This is a genomic window from Pseudomonas gebzensis (assembly GCF_034427815.1).
Classification (GTDB): Bacteria; Pseudomonadota; Gammaproteobacteria; order Pseudomonadales; family Pseudomonadaceae; genus Aquipseudomonas.
This window is the reverse complement of record NZ_JAXQNS010000002.1, coordinates 257,257-276,358: the sequence shown is the minus strand read 5'-3', so window position 1 is coordinate 276,358 and position 19,102 is coordinate 257,257. Positions and strand designations below refer to the sequence as shown.

Below are 19,102 nucleotides of genomic sequence, written 5' to 3'. Positions count from 1 at the left end.
CTCAACGACTCATGCCTACGAGGCTTTGAGCGTACTCGCGCATGGGTGCGCCAAGCAAATCCTCGGGCCGGGTGTCGTGTAGCGTCAACAATCCGCCACGGCTCTTGATACGCACCGAATCGATGAGGTAGCGGGTGCTGGTTTCGATGAGCATCATCTGCACCACGCCAGAGTCCCAACCCAGCCGGTCGACGGCTTGCTCGTCGTACCATTGATCGCCATTGCCGATGCGGTCGTCGGTGCGGGCATAACGGGTGTACAGCACGTAGTGAGCGCCGAGTGACCGCGCTTCGTTCAGCGCCTCTTCCAGGCCCAAGGGGCCCTGGGCACGACGCACCAAAGGGAAATACTCGACGAATGCCTTGAACGCCTCCTCCGCCACCACATTCTGCCGGGGCTGTGGCCCCTTGCCCGGCGGCACGAAGGCACCCTGGCCGATGAAGATGAATGAGTCCGGCTGCAAACGGACTGACAGGGTGCGTCGGGTGTCGCTGTGATCGAGCAGGCCGGCGTCGCTCATCTGGTAGCGCACCCCCTCGCCCATGTCGCTGACCTTCATGCAACCGCCTAGCGCCAACAGCGCCAGCAACAAAACCAGGCTCCGCATCGTTCCTCTCCGTGTCGGTGTCGAAAAACCGACGATCAGACGCCTGATGCAGCTTTTGCGCCATGTACGGTCGCAGAGCCCGGTTTCATGCAGCGGATTCGGAATCGCGTTTGCGTTTGTTGCCCATGCGCACGCCAATGTCCATCAGGAACTGAAAGAAACCTTCCTGATCCTCCAGCACATTGCTCCAGAACGGCGAGTGGTAGAGCGCCACCGCACCATGCACCAGGGCCCAGGCGGCGCAGTAGTGGAAGTAGGGCGGCACGTCTTCGAGCTTGCCCTCGCTGATTCGCCCCTTGATCAGCAGCGTGAGCCGCTCGAAGTTGGAGGCGCGGATGCGGTGCAGCTCCTCGACCATCTCGGGCACCTGATTACCCTTGACGACCTTCTCCTCCAGCCGATCGAACAGGCGATAGCGCTGTGGATCACGCATGCGGAACTCGAAATAGGCGCGCGACAGCGCTTCCTGGTCACGGTCCACGTCATCGGAGTGCAGCAAGGTGTTGAGGTCACGCTCATAATCGAGCATCAGGCGCAGGTAGATCTCGGCCTTGGATTTGAAGTGCTTGTAGATGGTGCCTTTGCCGATACCGACTGCGTCGGCAATCATCTCGACGGTGACGCTGTCTTCACCTTGTTCGAGAAACAGCTTCAGGGAGGTATCGAGGATTTCCTGCTCGCGGCGGCGAAACTCACGGACCTTACGAGGTTCTTTCTGCATGGGGGAAGACTGGCTGAAAATCGAAGCGGATTATTATGCCTAACCAGCAGCAAAAAGCACGGAACATCGAACATCGATCACGTTCTCGATGACCTGCAGCAGGCTCAGCCGGCCCTGCCATCGAGCCGCATGACGCCATTTGATCGACCATTCGGCAGTTCGCCGCCCTACTGATCAAAAAGCAACCAACACGCACTGGCACTGTGCCAATCCTGGCCAATACTAGAAGTGTTGGCGCGTGGCATCCCCCCGTGATGCGCCAATGAAGGTGCCAAGGACCGCGCACCTTTGTTCTACTCCTAATGGTCTTGACCCGGATTCCGTCCCCCCAGAACCCGGGTTTTTTTTGCGTGACAGATCAAACCCCGTCAGGCCACGCGCGCCAACGGAAACAGCCGCTTGAAATTGTCCGTGGTCTGCGCGGCCAGCGCCTCGTAGCGCTCGCTGCGCAGCGAGGCGATGAATTCGGCGACCTCGCGCACGTACTGCGGCAGGTTGGGCTTGCCACGGTGCGGAATCGGCGCCAGGTAGGGTGAATCGGTCTCCACCAGCAGGCGGTCGGACGGCACCTTGCGCGCCACCTCACGCAGCGCCTCGGCATTGCGGAAGGTGACGATGCCCGACAGCGAAATGTAGTAGCCCAGGTCCAGCGCGGCCTTGGCCATCTCCCAGTCTTCGGTGAAGCAGTGCAGCACGCCGGCTTGCGGCAGGTTGAATTCTTCGAGCAGGGCCAATGTATCGGCCTTGGCCGCACGGGTATGGACGATCACCGGCTTGCCGGTGTGCCGCGAGGCCTCCAGGTGCAAGCGAAACGACGCCTGCTGCACGTGCGCAGCCTCAGGCTCGTAGTGGTAGTCCAGGCCCGTTTCACCAATGGCCACCACATGGGGATGCGCAAGCTCGCCCAGCAACCACTCCAGCGCGGGGGTTTCACCCGGCGTCAGGTCGAGGGGATGGATACCGACCGAGCAATCGACGTCGGCGTACTGCTCGCTCAATGCCTTGACGGCACCGGCGTTCTCAGCACTGACGCCGATGCACAGGAAGTGCCCTACCCCACGTTCGCGCGCAGCTTGCAGCGCTGTGTCGAGCGAGCCCTGGTGGGCGCCGAGGTCAAGGCGATCGAGGTGGCAGTGAGAATCTACGAGCATGGCGAAACAGACATCCGTTAATAAGTAGAGAGGATCATCGCGTGCCGGGCAACTGCGCCCACTGGGCCAGCAGCGCCTCCAGCAGCAGCGCACGGTTGAGGTTGGCTTTGCACAGCACCTTCTGGCGCTGCTGCAGAATCCAGGTCTGGGTATCGAGCACGCTGGCCTGGCGACTTTTCTGCGCCAGGTATTGCACGACCTTGCGCATGTCGGCCAACCCCAGCCCTTGCTCATCCTGAGTCAGCTGATAGCGCAGCACGTGTTGCGACCACTCGCAGAACCAGTCGAACAGGCGCAGCAACGGCACGCCGTTCCAGGCTTCGGCGAGCTGGCTAGGTGACTGTTGCTGCTTGAGCAATTTCTTCACCCCTTCCACCACCAGCGCCCGCTGCTCGCGTACGCCTTGCTGGTGCAAGCTCAACGCCATCAGCGCAGAGCCCGAAGCCAGCGCCAGCAGCTCATGGCGCTCGTGCTCTTCAGCATCCGGCAAGGCCGACGCCAACCAGGCCTGGCTTTGCGCCTGGCTCGGCAGTGGGCAGGCGATCTGCTGGCAGCGGCTCTTGACGGTCGGCAGCAACCGGCTGGGCTGATGACTGACCAACAACAGCACGGTATCGCCCGAGGGTTCCTCGAGGCTTTTCAGCAATGCGTTGGCCGCGTTGAGGTTCATGGCCTCCACTGGCTCGATCAGCACCACCTTGCGTCCGCCCATCTGCGCGGTCTGCACGACAAAGGCCACCAGCTCCCGGACTTGATCGACCTTGATCGGCTTGTCGGCGTCTTCAGGTTCGAGGATGAAGTTGTCAGGGTGCGTGCCGGCCTTCAGCAACAAGCAGGATTTGCACTGACCACAGGCTTGGGTAGCGCGCGGTTGCTGGCACAACAGTCGTGCCATCAAACGCTCGGCCAAAGCCCGCTTGCCCGTGCCCTGAGGGCCGTGCAAAAGGTAGGCGTGAGCATGCTGGGCGCGGCCTGCGAGCTGCTGCCAGAGCGTCTCCTGCCAGGGGTAGGCCTCAGCCACGGCAACGATCCAGAATGCTCGGCAACAGGCCATCGATGGCACGCTGCACCGCGTCCAGCGGCTGGCCCGCATCGAGCAGCCGGTAGCGCTCGGGTTGCGCGGCGGCGCGGTCAAGGTAGGTCTGGCGTACGGCTTCAAAGAAGTCGCGGCCTTCGCGCTCGAATCGATCGAGGCGGCCGCGCGCTGCAGCGCGAGACAGCCCCACGTCCACCGGCAGGTCGAAAATCAGCGTCAGATCGGGGCGCAGGCCGTGTTGCACGAACGCTTCCAAGGTCGCAATGCGGGCCATCGGCAGGCCTCGGCCGCCACCTTGATAGGCGTAGGTGGCATCGGTGAACCGGTCACAGATCACCACCGCTCCGCGCGCCAGCGCCGGCAGGATCACCTGGGCCAGGTGCTGGGCGCGGGCGGCGAACATCAGCAGCAGCTCAGTGTCCGTGGCCATGGCTTCATCGCCGGGTTCGAGCAACAGATCACGAATGCGCTCAGCCAGCGGCGTACCGCCAGGCTCACGACTGAGCACGACATCCACGCCTTGCTCGCGCAGGCGCGCGGCCAGGTATTGGCGGTTGGTGGTCTTGCCGGCGCCTTCCGGCCCTTCGAGGGTAATGAACAAGCCGCTCACAGGCATTCCTTAATGAGTGTTTTCGGGCACCGGCGCCTGCTCAGGGGCAGCTTCGCTGGACGGTGCGGCCACGTCGGGTTCTGCTTCGACGCCAGGCGCTGTGCTGTCTTGCGGCGACGCAGGCGCTTGATCGGCAGGTACGCGTTCGGCAGGTGCCGATGACGAACTGCCTTGAGCTGCGGGGCTCGAGCGGTAATCCGCGCGACGCTTTAGCTGGAACTCACGAACGGCCGAATTATGGTTGTCCAGGTCATCGGAGAACACATGGCTGCCATCACCGCGTGCCACGAAGTACAGGCTGGTGCCCTCGGAAGGGTTGAGCGCCGCGTGAATCGCCTCGCGACCGACCATGGCGATCGGCGTGGGCGGCAGTCCGGTCATGGTGTAGGTGTTGTAAGGCGTGGGTGCGCGCAGATCGGCGCGGGTGATCCGGCCGTTGTAGCGCTCGCCCATGCCATAGATGACGGTTGGGTCGGTCTGCAGCATCATCCCCAGGCGCAGACGCCGGATGAACACACCCGCGATCTGCCCGCGCTCTTGCACGATGCCGGTTTCCTTCTCGACCAGCGAGGCCATGATCAATGCCTGATAGGGATCGCGGTACGGCAGGTCGGTGGCACGCGCAGCCCATTCCTTGGCCAGCACTTCGTCCAGACGCTGATAGGCCTGCTGCAACAGCTCGACATCCGACATGCCCCGCACGAACCGGTAGGTATCGGGGAAGAAGCGGCCTTCCGGGAACACGCCGGAGTGCCCCAGCTTGTCCATGACTTCGGCGTCACTCAAGCCCTCCAGGGTGTGCTCGAGCGTATCGTGGCGCGCCAGCGCTGCACGCACCTGACGGAAATTCCAACCTTCGACCAAAGTGAGGGTGTACTGCACCACATCGCCCCGCCGCCAGGCATCGAACAGCTCGCCCATGGTCATACCGGGCTTGAGCCGGTACTCGCCGGTGTGCAGGGCAGTACCGGCCATGTTGAAGCGCCAGTAGAGGCGCAGCCAGACCGCTTCATCGAGCAGCCCATCATTCTGCATACGGTAGAACATGCGATTGGGTGTGGTGCCGCTGGGGACTTCAAGCATGCGCTCTTCGGTGAGCTGCAGGGGCTGGTCAACCACCGAGTGGACTTTCCAGGCCGCCCAGCCAAACGTCAGGCCGGCCACAACCAGGCCTATTTCCAGGAGCAGGAGGAGTTTACGTCTCACGAATCAGGTTTCCAGTAGCGTACGGGCAACGGCCTGCAGTTTACGGGTGAGCGGCCCTGGCGACCAGTTCAGCGTACCCAGGGCACGAACGGGCCAGATGCCATAGACGCTGTTGCAGACGAACACTTCGTCTGCCTGCTGCAATTCTTCGATCAAGACATCGCGCACCGTCACCGCAATGCCCAACACGCCGGCCTGCTCCATGAGCGCAGCACGCATCACACCGGCCACACCGCAACGGGACAGGTCAGGGGTGATCAACTGGTCGTGGCGCACGAGAAACAGATTGCTGTACACGCCTTCGACCACCCTGCCCTGCGTATCGCGCACCAAGCCTTCGACATGCTCGGCATCCTGCCATTCGGCACGGGCCAGGACCTGCTCCAGGCGATTGAGGTGTTTGAGCCCGGCCAGCAGAGGCTGTTCGGCCAGGCGCGTCTGGCACGCAAACAGGCGCACGCCGGCTTCGGCGTGCGCATCGGGGTACTGCGGTAGAGGGCCGGCCTGGAGAATGCGCCGAGGCGCAGCAGTTGGCGCGCCGGCATACCCGCGCGCGCTGTCGCCGCGGGTGAGGATCAGCTTGACCACGCCCTCGCCAACGGCGCTGGCATAACGCACCACCTCATCACGCACCAGGGCCAGATCAGCAGGAATGCGCAGGCGCTGGCAGCCCAACGCCAGGCGCGCGAGGTGTGCGTCGAGCAAGCTCGGCCACCCCGCACGCACGGCGATGGTTTCGAACAGGCCATCGCCGTAGGCCAGGCCCCGATTCTGCAGGTTCAACGCAGTCGCAGGCTGGCCATCGACCCAGCTGTGCATCAGCCAACGAACCTGCGGAACACCAGCGCACCGTTGGTGCCGCCAAAGCCGAAGGAGTTGGACAGCACGACGTCAATCGGCATGCTACGGGCCTGATGCGGCACGAAGTCCAGGTCGCAGCCTTCGTCTGGCTCATCCAGGTTGATGGTCGGGGGGGCCATCTGGCTGTTGATCGCCAGCACGCTGAAGATCGCCTCGACTGCGCCGGCAGCACCCAGCAAGTGGCCTGTCATCGACTTGGTGGAGCTTACCGCCACCTTGTAGGCATGCTCGCCGAACACCTGCTTGATGGCCGATACCTCGGCAATGTCGCCTGCTGGGGTGGAGGTGCCGTGGGCATTGATGTAGCTGACGTCTTGCGGGGCAACACCGGCATCGCGCAGCGCGTTGACCATGCAGCGGGCCGCACCTTCACCGTCTTCAGGTGGAGACGTCATGTGGAAGGCGTCACCGCTCATGCCGAAACCCACCAGCTCGGCATAGATGGTCGCCCCACGCGCCTGGGCATGCCCAAGCTCTTCGAGCACCAGCGCACCGGCGCCGTCGGACAGCACGAAGCCATCACGGCCTTTGTCCCACGGACGGCTCGCACGTGCGGGCTCATCATTACGGGTCGACAAGGCACGCGAAGCGCCGAAGCCGCCCATGCCCAGACCACACGCGGCCATTTCGGCGCCGCCGGCAATCATCACATCGGCTTCGCCGTAGGCAATGTTGCGCGCCGCCATGCCAATGCAGTGCGTACCCGTGGTGCATGCCGTGGAGATGGCATAATTCGGCCCCTGCAAACCCAGATGGATCGACAGAAAACCGGAAATCATGTTGATGATCGAACCCGGTACGAAGAATGGCGAGATGCGCCGCGGGCCCTGCGCATGCAAGGTCCGACTGGTTTCTTCGATGTTGGTCAGCCCGCCAATCCCCGAGCCCATGGCCACGCCAATGCGCTCTCGGTTGGCGTCAGTGATTTCCAGCCCGGCATTGCGTACGGCCTGGAATCCGGCCGCCAGGCCGTATTGGATGAACAGGTCGAGCTTGCGAGCTTCCTTGGGCGACAGATACTGCTCGACCTCGAAGCCCTTCACCGAGCCGCCAAAACGGGTGGAGTAAGCCGCAAGGTCCGTGTGTTCGATCGGACCGATACCACTACGGCCAGCCAGAATGGCCTGCCATGTGCTTGGCACATCGGTACCCAGTGGCGACAGCATCCCCATACCGGTGACCACGACGCGTCTACGCGACACAGAACTCTCCTTTTCAAATACCTACTGTTCTTGCAAAGAAAAAACCGCACGCCAGTAACGGCAGTGCGGTTTTTCCCGACAAGAAGCGTCGACTGCGAACGTCTTAAGCCTGGTGGCTGTTGACGTAGTCGATTGCAGCTTGAACGGTAGTGATCTTCTCGGCTTCTTCGTCCGGGATCTCGGTCTCGAATTCCTCTTCCAGAGCCATCACCAGCTCAACGGTGTCAAGCGAATCGGCACCCAGGTCATCGACGAAGGACTTCTCGTTGGTCACTTCCTCTTCTTTGACGCCCAGTTGCTCGGCGACGATTTTCTTGACGCGTTCTTCGATGGTGCTCATACCTAGTTTTCACTCCTAATGGACATATGTCAGGCAGCTGACCGGTGAGTAATTTTATAGAAAGACGCCCGCTTTTCAAGCGTAATGCGCCACCTCGTGGTCACCCGACCCACTGCCTGGAATCTGGATGCAGCTTTATAACGGATTTTAGCTTTGCAGTATGACTATTTTTTGATGCGATCCGTCACATTGCGCCGCTGATTACATGTACATGCCGCCGTTCACTGGCACCGTTGCGCCAGTCACGTAGGCCGCACCTTCCGAGGCCAGGAAGGACACCACCTTGGCGATTTCCTCTGCCTGGCCCAGGCGACCCAGAGGAATCTGGGTCTGCAGTGCCTCGCGCTGCGCCTCGGGCAGCTCACGGGTCATGTCAGTGTCGATGAAGCCTGGCGTCACCGAATTGACCGTGATGTTGCGCGAGCCCACTTCACGTGCCAAGGCACGGCTGAAGCCTTCGAGCCCGGCCTTGGCAGCAGCGTAATTGACCTGGCCGGCGTTGCCCATGGCACCGACCACCGAGCCGATGCTGATGATACGGCCCCAACGGGCCTTGGTCATGCCGCGCAAAACACCCTTGGACAGACGGTAGAGGCTGTTGAGGTTGGTGTCGATGACATCGAACCACTCGTCGTCTTTCATGCGCAGCATGAGGTTGTCACGGGTGATGCCGGCGTTGTTGACCAGAATGGTCGGGGCACCGAACTGTTCGCCGATAGCGGCCAGCACAGCGGCAACCGATTCGTCACTGGTGACGTTGAGCGCCAGGCCAGTGCCGGTGATGCCATGCTCCTTGAGGGTTTCAGCGATGCGCTGAGCACCGGAGTCGGACGTTGCCGTCCCGATCACCGTGGCGCCCTGGCGGCCCAGCTCAAGCGCGATGGCTTGGCCAATGCCACGGCTGGCGCCGGTTACGAGGGCAACTTTACCTTGCAGGCTCATGCAAGCTTCTCCTAGATCAGGCCAGCGCCGCGCGGGTAGCGGCGAAAGCGTCGGGGGTGTTGAGGTTGTAAGTGGTCACGCCGTCGGCGCAACGTTTGTTCAAGCCAGCCAGGACCTTGCCCGGACCGCACTCCACCAGGTTGACCGCGCCTTGCGCGGCGAGGGTCTGCACGCATTCGACCCAGCGCACGGGCTGGTAAAGCTGCGCCAGCAAGTTCTGCTTGAGGGTGTCCAGATCAGCCGCAATGCCAGCGCTGACGTTTTGCACCACCGGAATCACGGGCGCCTTCCAGTCAATGCTGTTGATCGCTTCGGCGAAACGCTCGGCAGCCGGCTTCATCAAGGCGCAGTGCGAGGGCACGCTGACGGCCAGCGGCAGCGCACGCTTGGCACCGGCAGCTTTGCACAGCTCGATGGCGCGATCGACGGCCGCCTTGTCGCCGGCAATGACCACCTGGCCTGGCGAGTTGAAATTCACGGCGCTGACCACCTGGGCCTCGGCAGCCTGGGCGCAGAGTTCGATCACTTTGCCGTCATCGAGCCCGAGAATCGCTGCCATACCGCCCTGCCCGGCCGGTACGGCCTCCTGCATCAGCTCACCACGGCGGCGAACCAGACGCACCGCATCGGCCAGGCTCAAGCAGCCCGCGACGACCAGCGCGCTGTATTCACCCAGGCTGTGGCCGGCGACGAAGGCCGGTTTCGCACCACCCTGCTGCTCCCACAGACGCCACAGGGCGACCGATGCGGTCAGAATGGCAGGCTGAGTCTTGTCGGTCTGGGCGAGCTGCTCCTCGGAACCTTCCTGGATCAGCTTCCACAGGTCATAGCCCAACGCTGTCGAGGCTTCCTTGAAGGTTTCGATGATACTGGGCTGCTCTGCGCCAAGCTCGGCGAGCATGCCCAGCGATTGGGAACCTTGCCCGGGGAAGACGAATGCGAGGGATGCAGACATTGAACACGCCCTTATGAAGAGGTCATCGATATGCAAGAACAGGCTCCGGGCCTGGCATGCAACTTGGAAACTTGGATGTAGACGCCGACCAAGCGGTCACATTTAACCACTTCATCGACCTGTTGCCTAAGGCAGGTGGTTGTCCAGAAGCCCCTGCAAACGCGCTGGCAGGTTCATCCGAACCTCGATCAAGGCACGCTCAACGGCACTCTGAAAACCCTGCAGCCCTGCTGCACCGTGGCTTTTGATCACGATACCCTGCAGCCCCAGCAAGCTCGCACCGTTGTGCCGCGCCGGCGCCAGGTCTGCCTTCAGGCGTCGCAACAACGGCAATGCCAATATGCCCGCCAGGCGCGCCAACAACCCCTGCCTAAACAGGGCCTGCAAGCGGTCGGTGATCATGCTGGCCAACCCTTCGCTGGACTTGAGCACCGCATTGCCGACGAAGCCGTCACACACCAGCACGTCCGCCTCACCGCGGTACAGCCCGTCACCCTCGACGAAACCGACGTAATTGAGCGTACGCGACTCGCCCAGCAACACCGCTGCCTGCCTGACCTGCTGGTTACCCTTGATGTCTTCGGTACCACAATTGAGCAATCCCACCCGCGGCTGGGCGATGCCCAGTGCCTGGGCGGCGACCGACCCCATGACCGCGAACTGGTAGAGATGCTCTGCGGTGCAGTCGACATTGGCACCCAGATCCAGCAACTGGCAAAAACCGCTGCGTGTCGGAATGGCCGCCACCATCGCCGGTCGGTCGATGCCCGGGAGGGTCTTGAGGACAAATCGCGACAGCGCCATCAAGGCCCCGGTATTGCCTGCGCTGACGCAGGCATGCGCCTTGCCATCGCGCACCAGTTCGAGCGCAACGCGCATCGACGAATCAGGCTTTCCCCGTAACGCCTGGCCCGGACGCTCAGCCATGCCAATCACTTCACTGGCCGCAACGATTTGCAGGCGCGCGCGATCGGCAGCGCAGAGGCCGCTGACAAACGGTTCGATAAGGGAGGGTTGGCCGACGAGAGCCAGGTGCAGCGAGGGCGTAGCTTTAAGGCAGGCGATGCTGGCCTTGACAATGAGACGGGGACCGGAGTCCCCGCCCATCGTGTCGATCGCGATGATCTGAGCGGACAAGATTTACTCGTCAGCGCCCTTGTCGATCACTTTGCGGCCACGGTATACGCCTTCTGGCGAAACGTGGTGGCGCAGGTGAACTTCACCGGTGCTCTTCTCTACAGACAGCGCGTTTTCCGACAGGGCGTCGTGCGAACGGCGCATGTCACGGGCAGAGCGGGATTTTTTGTTCTGCTGAACAGCCATAATTGATTAACTCCTAAACGTTTGGGTCACGCTTTAACTGCGCCAAAACACTGAACGGGTTGGACCGCGATACCTCGTCCTTGCTCGGCTCGGGCTCATCTGCGCCGGCCGGCTGCTGGCATTCTTCCGGATGATGAGCAGGCACGATGGGCAGAGCGAGCAAAAGCTCCTCTTCGATCAGCGCCTGCAGATCCAAAGGATCTTCGCCCAGTTCCAGCACGTCATAGCCTTTCGGCAACGACTGGGTATTCGCACCCTCCTTCACCACAGCGTATGTACATTCGCTATGGATCGGCAGGGTGACCAGCTCAAGACAACGCTGGCAAACCATCTTGACTTCGACATCCAGCGCCGTGTGGATAACCACCGAGTGCTGTTCGTCTCGTTCAAAATCGAACTTCGCCTGCACCGTACCGACGGTGTCGGAAAGCGGGTCGCAGAGTCTTTCCAAATCAGCGAGTTGCAACGAACCTTGAAGGGTTACGCCACGATCGGCTAATTTGCGCGGGTCAACGTGAGGTGGAATCGGGTCATTCAACATAGGCGCAGCATTCTAGGGATGACCCCCGCACCTGTCAAAGGAAATTAGGCGCAACGTGCATGTTAGGATTCAAGCACTTGCCTTGGAGTTCACCATGCTTCCTTTATTACTTGCCTCCAGCTCTGCCTACCGGCGCGAACTGCTGCAGCGCCTGCGCCTGCCTTTCACGTGCGCAAGCCCCGATCTGGACGAACGCCGCCACGCACACGAACCGCCCCGCGCGCTGGTCCAGCGACTGGCAGAAGCGAAGGCACGCGCCTTGGCTGGCCGCCATCCCGATCATCTGATCATTGGCTCGGACCAGGTCGCCGTGCTGGACGATCAAGTCCTGGGCAAACCTCATAGCGCCGAGCGTGCGTGCGAGCAACTGCAAGCGGCCAGCGGGCGCTCAGTGACCTTCCTCACCGGTCTGGCATTGCTGAACACGGCCACCGGCCACTGCCAGGTTGACTGCATCCCTTACACAGTCACATTCCGCACCCTCGATCAAGCGCGTATCGCGCGTTACGTCGAGGCCGAGCAGCCGCTCGACTGCGCAGGCAGCTTCAAGGCAGAAGGCCTGGGCATCAGCCTGTTCCAGCGCTGCGAGGGCGAAGACCCCACTAGCCTGATCGGCCTGCCGCTGATTCGCCTGGTAGACATGCTGCTCGCCGAACAGGTGCGCATTCCCTGAATGCAAACGGGGCGAGCCGACCACTCGACTCGCCCCGCACGTGTGCTGCGCTCTGCCCGGCTTAGCCTCAACGCAGCGAAGGCCCCTGAAGCCCCATCCACATCGCCAGACGCTCCGCCATGCTTGCGCCAATGCGCTTGGAGAAGCGGTCGAAGGGCGACTCCTGAACGGTGAAGTCGACCAGCTCCTTCTCGCCCACCACCTCGCGCGCCACATAGCCCGCACTGCCCAGACCATCCACCAGGCCAAGCGCCTTGGCTTGCTCACCGGTCCACACCAACCCGCTGAACAGCTCGGGATGCTCTTTATCCTTGAGCCGGTCACCACGCCCCTGCTTGACCATGGCAATGAACTGTTGATGCGTGGTGTTCAGCACACCCTGCCAGAACGCGGTCTCTTCAGGCTTTTGCGGCGAGAAAGGGTCGAGGAAGGTCTTGTGCTCACCGGCGGTGTACAGGCGACGCTCGACGCCAAGCTTCTCCATGGTGCCGACAAAACCGTAACCTGCGGCCGTTACCCCGATCGAGCCGACCAGGCTGGCCTTGTCGGCATAGATTTCGTCCGCCGCACTGGCAATGTAGTAAGCACCCGACGCACCCAGGTCGGCAATCACCGCATACAGCTTGATGGCAGGGTACTCGGCGCGTAGCCGGCGGATTTCGTCATAGACGTAGCCCGACTGCACCGGACTGCCGCCAGGGCTGTTGATGCGCAGCACCACAGCTTTGGTATTGGGGTCTTTGAAGGCTTCGCGCAGGCCCTTGACCAGGTTGTCGGCACTGGCCGACTCCTGATCGGCAATCACCCCGCGCAACTCCACCAGCGCCGTATGATGACTGCTGCGCGAAGCGGATTTGTCCATGTCCAGAATGGGCGTGAACAACACCAGCAGGCCAAACAGATAGGCAAAGGTCAGCAGCTTGAAGAAAATACCCCAGCGCCGCGCCCGACGCTGTTCCTGAACGCTGGCCAGCAGCGTCTTTTCCAGAAGTTTCCAGCTTTTTGCGTTTTGCTGGTCGCTTGGCTCAGATTTGTCACCCGACTCAGGCGCCTTCCATTGGTCGACCATACTCACCTACCCTGCGAATCGATACGCTGCTGGCCTGCCAGCCAGTCGCGCAATTGAGAAAAATGACTGATGCAGACTTGCGGACCGAATTCGGCAAGGGCCTGCAGCGACATGGCGCCATACCCCACCGCCACCGAATGCATCCCCGCATTGCTGGCCATCTGCAGATCGAACGCCGAATCACCGACCATCACCGCACGCTCGGCCGGCACCGCGCAGTGCGCGAGGATCTCTTGCAGCATCAAGGGGTGAGGCTTGCCGCGGGTTTCGTCGGCCGCTCGCGTGATGTCGAAGTAGTGCTCCCAGCCGTTGGCTTTGAGCACCCGGTCCAGGCCTCGACGCGCCTTGCCCGTGGCCACCGCCATGCGGTACCCCTCGGCACGAAACACTTCCAGTGATTCCAGCACACCCTCGAACAACGGCGAGGGCTCCTGGTCCAGCGCCACATAGACATCGGCATAATGTTGCCGAAACCGTGCAACCTGCTGTGCATCCAGGTGCGGGTAGAGTGTGGAAATGGCCTCATCCAGAGCCAGCCCGATAATGCCCTTGACCGCTGCGTCACTGCTGCGCGACTCACCTGCTCGGTCAGCCGCTTCGGCCATGGCTTGCAGGATGCGGCCGATCGAATCAGCGAGCGTGCCGTCCCAGTCGAAAATCAGCAGCTCATAGTCACGGCGCACTGAGACGCTCCACGGTCTGCGACCAGATTTCATCGACCGGCGCTTCGAGCTTGAGCTCACCGCCGTCAGGCAACGGCACGGTCAGCGCATAGGCGTGCAGGAACAGGCGCTTGCCGCCCAGCTCGCGAATCTCGCGACTGAAGTCTTCGTCGCCGTATTTGCTATCGCCGGCGATCATGTGCCCGGCGTGCAGGGTGTGCACGCGAATCTGATGGGTACGCCCGGTGATCGGCCGCGCCTCCACCAGGGTGGCGAACTCGCCGAAACGACGCAGCACGCGGAACATCGTCAGCGCATCCTTGCCCTCATCGTTCACTTCGACCATGCGCTCGCCCGAACGCAGGTTGCTCTTGAGCAGCGGCGCATTGACCTGCTTCTTGGCCGTTGGCCAGTGCCCACGCACCAGCGCCATGTAACGCTTGTCGACACCGTCACCGCGCAGCGCGGCGTGAAGGTGGCGCAGCATGCTGCGCTTCTTGGCGATCATCAGCAGGCCGGAGGTATCGCGGTCAAGGCGATGCACCAGCTCCAGCTCCTTGGCATCGGGGCGCAACTGGCGCAGCGCCTCGATCACGCCAAAGCTCAGGCCGCTGCCACCGTGCACAGCGATGCCGGCCGGCTTGTTCATGACGATCAGCGCCTTGTCTTCATAGACGATGGCCGCTTCAAGTCGCTGCAAAAGCCCTTGGGCAACGGGCGCCGGAGCGTCGCGCTCAGGCAGCCGCACCGGCGGCACGCGCACGATGTCGCCTGCCTGGAGCTTGTACTCAGGCTTGATACGGCCTTTGTTCACGCGCACTTCACCCTTGCGCACGATGCGGTAGACCAGGGTTTTGGGCACGCCCTTGAGGGCAGTAATAAGGAAATTGTCGATGCGCTGGCCGGCAAGCTCCGGCGGAACTTCGATCAGCTGGACGCCGGAAGTCGGGGGGGTATGGGTTGTCATGGCCGGAATCATAGCAATTTTTGATGCAATTGAAGCACTTAATCATTGCTGCTATAGTCGCGAGCGTCGCCAAAAGCGACAGGTTGGTGGTGCACATGCGGTACATCGTTGTACGCCAGCCATCAACTTACGCAATTCTCGAGGACGCGAGGCCGTCCTACGGGGCTTTCGCCAGTTAAACGAACTGCCTGGAATCGCCACCAGCGCTGTGTAGAGAAGACCGAAAACAAACGACAAGTGCGGTGTAAAGCCTGCTTCCCGATTTTTTTCGCATCATTTCCCCTCTGCCCCCGCGACGCTTCCCTGCACCGTCCGGCGACTGCTTCGGAAATACCTGCCTTGGACATGAAATGGCGTCAGCTTCACAGCGAAGCTGGCGAAAAATGCAACCCGTTGCGGATTCAGCGCGCGGCAGCACCCGAATTTTCACGGGATACGTGCAGGGTGGAGATGCATAGCCGCCGGACTGTGTAGCAGATGCCTACTGGCGTCCACGGCCGGCGACTGATTCCTCCTCCTGACTGAGTGCACAGGGTTTGTTCGAGATGTCGCCCAGCGGCGATCAGACAAGGTGAGACAGGCAATGAACGCGGACCATGCCGGCGACAACGGGCATGCCGGGCCTGATTTCAATACAGCCTGACCGACACGCAAGCACTTATCGCCAATGCCCGGTCTGTAAGGTTGATCCGGATACCGCAGACCACGTGGCACCACAGCAATCAGGACGCGTCGTCGCGACCACGGCAGGCTGGGCAACCGGCTGGTGCCGAATGTCGCTGGACACGGGGGTAGCTCGCTACCCTTTGCGCACCCAGGCACCGACCATGGAAAGTCGTGTGTGCCGAACGCCGTTTCCGGCAGCCCGGAAACCGACGGTACAACATGAAAAGAATGCTGATCAACGCAACTCAACCCGAAGAGTTGCGTGTCGCACTGGTCGATGGCCAGCGTCTCTACGACCTGGACATCGAGTCCGGCGCCCGCGAGCAGAAAAAAGCCAATATCTATAAAGGCCGCATCACCCGCATCGAGCCCAGCCTCGAAGCCGCCTTCGTCGATTTCGGCTCTGAGCGCCATGGCTTCCTGCCACTGAAAGAAATCTCCCGCGAATACTTCAAGAAGACCCCGGAAGGCCGCGTCAACATCAAAGACGTTCTGACCGAAGGCCAGGAAGTCATCGTCCAGGTCGAGAAGGAAGAGCGCGGCAACAAAGGCGCAGCCCTCACCACCTTCATCAGCCTTGCCGGTCGTTACCTGGTGCTGATGCCCAACAACCCGCGTGCTGGTGGCATTTCGCGCCGCATCGAAGGCGAAGAGCGCAACGAGCTGCGTGAAGCGCTCAATGGCTTGAACATCCCCGCCGACATGGGCCTGATCGTCCGCACGGCCGGCCTGGGCCGCAGCAGCGAAGAGATGCAGTGGGACCTCGACTACCTGCTGCAACTGTGGACTGCCATCAAGGAAGCCTCGCTCGATCGCAAGGCACCGTTCCTGATCTACCAGGAAAGCAACGTCATCATCCGCGCTATCCGCGACTACCTGCGCCAGGACATCGGCGAGGTGCTGATCGACAGCATCGAAGCGCAGGAAGAAGCCCTGACCTTCATCCGCCAGGTCATGCCGCAATACGCCAGCAAGGTGAAGCTGTACGAAGACAGCGTGCCGCTGTTCAATCGCTTCCAGATCGAAAGCCAGATCGAAACCGCCTTCCAGCGCGTGGTCGAGCTGCCGTCGGGTGGCTCCATCGTCATTGACCCGACAGAAGCCCTGGTCTCCATCGACATCAACTCGGCGCGCGCCACCAAAGGCAGCGACATCGAGGAAACCGCGCTGCAGACCAACCTGGAAGCCGCCGAAGAAATTTCCCGCCAGCTGCGCCTGCGTGACATCGGCGGCCTGATCGTCATCGACTTCATCGACATGACCCCGGCCAAGAACCAGCGCGCCGTCGAAGAGCGTGTGCGTGAGTGCCTGGAAGCCGACCGTGCCCGCGTGCAAGTGGGCCGCATCTCGCGCTTCGGCCTGCTGGAAATGTCGCGTCAGCGCCTGCGCCCATCGCTCGGCGAAAGCAGCGGCATCGTTTGCCCACGCTGCTCGGGCACCGGCATCATCCGCGACGTCGAGTCGCTGTCGCTGGCGATCCTGCGCCTGATCGAAGAAGAAGCCCTGAAGGACCGGACTGCCGAAGTCCGCGCCCAGGTGCCGATCCCGGTGGCCGCGTTCCTGCTCAACGAGAAGCGCAATTCGATCACCAAGATCGAGCTGCGCACCCGTGCACGGATCATGATCCTGCCCAATGATCATCTGGAAACCCCGCACTTCGAAGTCCAGCGCCTGCGCGACGACAACCCGGAAGTGCTGAACAACCTGTCCAGCTACGAAATCGCCACTACCGAAACCGAGGAAGCCCAGCCACAGGCGGCCACACGTACCCTGGTGCGTCAGGAAGCGGCCGTGAAGACTGCTCCGCCGCGCACCAGCGCGCCGATGCCAAGCACCCCGCAAGAGCAGCAACCTGCTGCGCCGGTCGCCGCCGCGGCGCCTGCGCCGAGCGTCCCGGAGCCTAGCCTGTTCAAAGGCCTGGTGAAATCGCTGGTCAGCTTGTTCGCCGGCAAGGAAGAACCCGCCCCTGCACCGGTCGCAACGCAAGAGAAGCCTGCCACCGAGCGTACGCCGCGCAACGAAGAACGCCGTAACGGTCGCCAGCAGAGCCGTAACCGTGGTGGCCGCCGCGACGAAGAGCGCAAACCGCGTGAAGAGCGCAGCGAGCGCCCGGCCCGTGAAGAGCGTCAGCCACGTGAAGAGCGTGCACCGCGCGAAGAACGCGCCCCTCGCGAAGAACGCGCTGCCCGCCAACCGCGCGAAGACCGTCGTGGCAACCGCGAAGATCGTCCGACCCGCGAGCGCGAACTGCGTGAACCACTCGATGCAGCGCCTGTTGCTCGTGAAGAACGTGCTCCGCGTGAAGAGCGTGCACCTCGTGAAGAGCGCAGCACCCGTGAGGAACGAGCACCTCGCGAAGAACGTGCTCCACGTGAAGAACGTGCCCCTCGTGAAGAACGTGCCCCACGCGAAGAGCGTGCCCCTCGTGAAGAACGCGCCCCACGCGAAGAACGTGCCCCTCGTGAAGAACGCGCTCCCCGCGAAGAACGTGCCACTCGTGAAGAACGCGCTCCACGCGAAGAACGTGCCCCTCGTGAAGAACGCGCTCCACGCGAAGAACGTGCATCCCATGAAGAACGCGCTCCACGTGAAGAGCGTGCGCCGCTTGAAGAAGCCATCGCACTGGCCGCCGATGCCGCCTTGGAGCAGAGCACCGACGAACAGCAGGCACCTGCTACCCGTGAAGAACGCCAACCACGCACCCTGCGTGAAGAGCGTCAGCCTGCCACTGCCGAGTCGACTGAAGAAGCCACCGACGAGCAACTGGCTGCAGACGATGCTCAAGGCGAGCAAGAGGGCAACGATGATGAACGTCCTCGCCGCCGCTCCCGCGGCCAGCGTCGCCGCAGCAACCGCCGTGAGCGTCAACGCAATGCCAATGGCGAGCTGATCGAAGGCGAAGAGGAAGGCAACGACGAGCCATCGTCCGAGCAGCCAAAAACCGCCGCTTCGGGTAACGAACTCGCTACCGGCCTGGCCGTCACTGGCGCGGTTGCCAGCAGCCACATCAGCGCTGACGCTGAAGCACAGGCTCAACAGCAGGCCGAACGCGCCACAGACGCCATCCCTGATGTCAACGTGCAAGTGCCTGATGACAACGTGCAAGCGCCTGTCGACACCGTAGCAGCTGCCGAGACTGCCGCCATCGCCCCGGCGGTCGAGCAACCGATGAATGCACCGGTCGCTGAAGTGGACGCCGGCATCGCCCCTGTCGTGGATGCTGCACCCCAGGCTGAAGCTGCAGCGCCCGCCGAAGGCGGTGAAGCGGAGCATCCGGTGAAATCCGAGCGCGCCATCGAGCCTGTTGAACGCCTGAGCCCTGCGCAGGAACACTCGGTGCAAGCCCGCGAGACGGCTGAACCTGCAAGCATCTCGGTCGAAGCGAGCGAAACCGTGAAGCCTATGGAGACGCCGGTAGAGCGCCGTGAGATCGCTCAGTCCGAGGCAACGCCGGTCGAGGCGCATGACGTCGCCACGCCTGCGCAAACGCCGGTCGAGGCCCAACTGCCGCTGGCGATTGAGGCTGAGCCGTCTGCTATCACGCGTGATGCCACGTCCGAAACCGTTGAA

18 protein-coding genes and 1 pseudogene are annotated in these 19,102 nt (G+C 62.3%); 2 read left to right on the top strand and 17 right to left on the bottom strand.

Annotated elements, in window-relative coordinates; all coding sequences use genetic code 11:
- Position 1 precedes the first annotated feature (1 nt).
- From SJI00_RS05335 to SJI00_RS05270, 14 genes are all read right to left on the bottom strand, one after another.
- Entirely contained in the window at positions 2-607 is a 606-nt protein-coding gene (locus SJI00_RS05335) for a DUF4823 domain-containing protein (protein WP_322460700.1), read from the bottom strand.
- 85 nt (positions 608-692) lie between these two features.
- Positions 693-1,328 (bottom strand): TetR/AcrR family transcriptional regulator, encoded by a 636-nt coding sequence (locus SJI00_RS05330; protein WP_322460699.1) that lies wholly within the window; start codon positions 1,326-1,328, stop codon positions 693-695.
- 368 nt (positions 1,329-1,696) lie between these two features.
- Positions 1,697-2,479 carry a TatD family hydrolase gene (locus SJI00_RS05325; RefSeq protein ID WP_322460698.1) on the bottom strand — a complete coding sequence of 261 codons (783 nt, stop codon included), beginning with the start codon at positions 2,477-2,479 and terminating at the stop codon, positions 1,697-1,699.
- A gap of 34 nt (positions 2,480-2,513) precedes the next feature.
- Entirely contained in the window at positions 2,514-3,500 is a 987-nt protein-coding gene (locus SJI00_RS05320; RefSeq protein WP_322460697.1) for a DNA polymerase III subunit delta', read from the bottom strand.
- The gene (tmk, locus tag SJI00_RS05315) at positions 3,493-4,125 is read right to left on the bottom strand and encodes a dTMP kinase (protein ID WP_322460696.1); all 633 of its coding nucleotides are present in this window, start codon (positions 4,123-4,125) and stop codon (positions 3,493-3,495) included. The genes SJI00_RS05320 and tmk overlap by 8 nt, the downstream gene beginning before the upstream one ends.
- A gap of 9 nt (positions 4,126-4,134) precedes the next feature.
- Positions 4,135-5,331, bottom strand: a complete 1,197-nt coding sequence (gene mltG / locus SJI00_RS05310) for an endolytic transglycosylase MltG (protein WP_322460695.1) — start codon at positions 5,329-5,331, stop codon at positions 4,135-4,137.
- A 3-nt stretch (positions 5,332-5,334) separates the two neighbouring features.
- Positions 5,335-6,150 (bottom strand): aminodeoxychorismate lyase, encoded by an 816-nt coding sequence (gene pabC / locus SJI00_RS05305; protein ID WP_322460694.1) that lies wholly within the window; start codon positions 6,148-6,150, stop codon positions 5,335-5,337.
- Positions 6,150-7,394: a beta-ketoacyl-ACP synthase II gene (fabF, locus tag SJI00_RS05300; RefSeq protein WP_322460693.1), complete on the bottom strand. Its 1,245-nt coding sequence runs from the start codon at positions 7,392-7,394 to the stop codon at positions 6,150-6,152. The genes pabC and fabF overlap by 1 nt, the downstream gene beginning before the upstream one ends.
- 103 nt (positions 7,395-7,497) lie before the next feature.
- On the bottom strand, positions 7,498-7,734 hold the full coding sequence (acpP, locus tag SJI00_RS05295) for an acyl carrier protein (RefSeq protein ID WP_027914361.1): 237 nt from the start codon (positions 7,732-7,734) through the stop codon (positions 7,498-7,500).
- A 201-nt stretch (positions 7,735-7,935) separates the two neighbouring features.
- Positions 7,936-8,676: a 3-oxoacyl-ACP reductase FabG gene (gene fabG, locus SJI00_RS05290; RefSeq protein WP_322460692.1), complete on the bottom strand. Its 741-nt coding sequence runs from the start codon at positions 8,674-8,676 to the stop codon at positions 7,936-7,938.
- Positions 8,677-8,692: 16 nt separating this feature from the next.
- Entirely contained in the window at positions 8,693-9,631 is a 939-nt protein-coding gene (fabD, locus tag SJI00_RS05285) for an ACP S-malonyltransferase (RefSeq protein ID WP_322460691.1), read from the bottom strand.
- Between the two features lie 126 nt (positions 9,632-9,757).
- Positions 9,758-10,768 (bottom strand): phosphate acyltransferase PlsX, encoded by a 1,011-nt coding sequence (gene plsX, locus SJI00_RS05280; protein ID WP_322460690.1) that lies wholly within the window; start codon positions 10,766-10,768, stop codon positions 9,758-9,760.
- 3 nt (positions 10,769-10,771) lie between these two features.
- Positions 10,772-10,954: a 50S ribosomal protein L32 gene (gene rpmF / locus SJI00_RS05275; protein WP_008096416.1), complete on the bottom strand. Its 183-nt coding sequence runs from the start codon at positions 10,952-10,954 to the stop codon at positions 10,772-10,774.
- 13 nt (positions 10,955-10,967) lie between these two features.
- Positions 10,968-11,495: a YceD family protein gene (locus SJI00_RS05270; RefSeq protein ID WP_322460689.1), complete on the bottom strand. Its 528-nt coding sequence runs from the start codon at positions 11,493-11,495 to the stop codon at positions 10,968-10,970.
- A gap of 94 nt (positions 11,496-11,589) precedes the next feature.
- On the opposite strand from SJI00_RS05270, the gene SJI00_RS05265 reads away from it, so the two are divergent.
- The gene (locus SJI00_RS05265; protein WP_322460688.1) at positions 11,590-12,168 is read left to right on the top strand and encodes a Maf family protein; all 579 of its coding nucleotides are present in this window, start codon (positions 11,590-11,592) and stop codon (positions 12,166-12,168) included.
- A gap of 67 nt (positions 12,169-12,235) precedes the next feature.
- Here SJI00_RS05265 and SJI00_RS05260 read toward each other — a convergent pair whose 3' ends face one another.
- From SJI00_RS05260 to rluC, 3 genes are read right to left on the bottom strand one after another with little or no spacing between them, the layout of a single operon-like run.
- Positions 12,236-13,237 carry a S49 family peptidase gene (locus SJI00_RS05260; protein ID WP_322460687.1) on the bottom strand — a complete coding sequence of 334 codons (1,002 nt, stop codon included), beginning with the start codon at positions 13,235-13,237 and terminating at the stop codon, positions 12,236-12,238.
- Between the two features lie 2 nt (positions 13,238-13,239).
- Positions 13,240-13,920 (bottom strand): HAD family hydrolase, encoded by a 681-nt coding sequence (locus SJI00_RS05255; protein WP_322460686.1) that lies wholly within the window; start codon positions 13,918-13,920, stop codon positions 13,240-13,242.
- Complete coding sequence (gene rluC / locus SJI00_RS05250) at positions 13,910-14,866, bottom strand: 23S rRNA pseudouridine(955/2504/2580) synthase RluC (RefSeq protein ID WP_322460685.1); 957 nt, start codon at positions 14,864-14,866, stop codon at positions 13,910-13,912. Before rluC ends, SJI00_RS05255 begins: the two co-directional genes overlap by 11 nt.
- An 885-nt stretch (positions 14,867-15,751) precedes the next feature.
- Here rluC and rne point away from each other — a divergent pair.
- A pseudogene (gene rne / locus SJI00_RS05245) lies at positions 15,752-18,556 on the top strand (ribonuclease E); the annotation flags it as partial.
- Between the last annotated feature and the right edge of the window lie 546 nt (positions 18,557-19,102).

Bases quoted from the DNA above. Each gene is read 5' to 3' on its own strand.
- SJI00_RS05335 (WP_322460700.1), bottom strand. From the start codon at position 607: ATGCGGAGCCTGGTTTTGTTGCTGGCGCTGTTGGCGCTAGGCGGTTGC.
- SJI00_RS05330 (WP_322460699.1), bottom strand. From the start codon at position 1,328: ATGCAGAAAGAACCTCGTAAGGTCCGTGAGTTTCGCCGCCGCGAGCAG.
- SJI00_RS05325 (WP_322460698.1), bottom strand. From the start codon at position 2,479: ATGCTCGTAGATTCTCACTGCCACCTCGATCGCCTTGACCTCGGCGCC.
- pabC (WP_322460694.1), bottom strand. From the start codon at position 6,150: ATGCACAGCTGGGTCGATGGCCAGCCTGCGACTGCGTTGAACCTGCAG.
- acpP (WP_027914361.1), bottom strand. From the start codon at position 7,734: ATGAGCACCATCGAAGAACGCGTCAAGAAAATCGTCGCCGAGCAACTG.
- fabG (WP_322460692.1), bottom strand. From the start codon at position 8,676: ATGAGCCTGCAAGGTAAAGTTGCCCTCGTAACCGGCGCCAGCCGTGGC.
- fabD (WP_322460691.1), bottom strand. From the start codon at position 9,631: ATGTCTGCATCCCTCGCATTCGTCTTCCCCGGGCAAGGTTCCCAATCG.
- rpmF (WP_008096416.1), bottom strand. From the start codon at position 10,954: ATGGCTGTTCAGCAGAACAAAAAATCCCGCTCTGCCCGTGACATGCGC.
- SJI00_RS05270 (WP_322460689.1), bottom strand. From the start codon at position 11,495: ATGTTGAATGACCCGATTCCACCTCACGTTGACCCGCGCAAATTAGCC.
- SJI00_RS05265 (WP_322460688.1), top strand. From the start codon at position 11,590: ATGCTTCCTTTATTACTTGCCTCCAGCTCTGCCTACCGGCGCGAACTG.
- SJI00_RS05260 (WP_322460687.1), bottom strand. From the start codon at position 13,237: ATGGTCGACCAATGGAAGGCGCCTGAGTCGGGTGACAAATCTGAGCCA.
- rluC (WP_322460685.1), bottom strand. From the start codon at position 14,866: ATGACAACCCATACCCCCCCGACTTCCGGCGTCCAGCTGATCGAAGTT.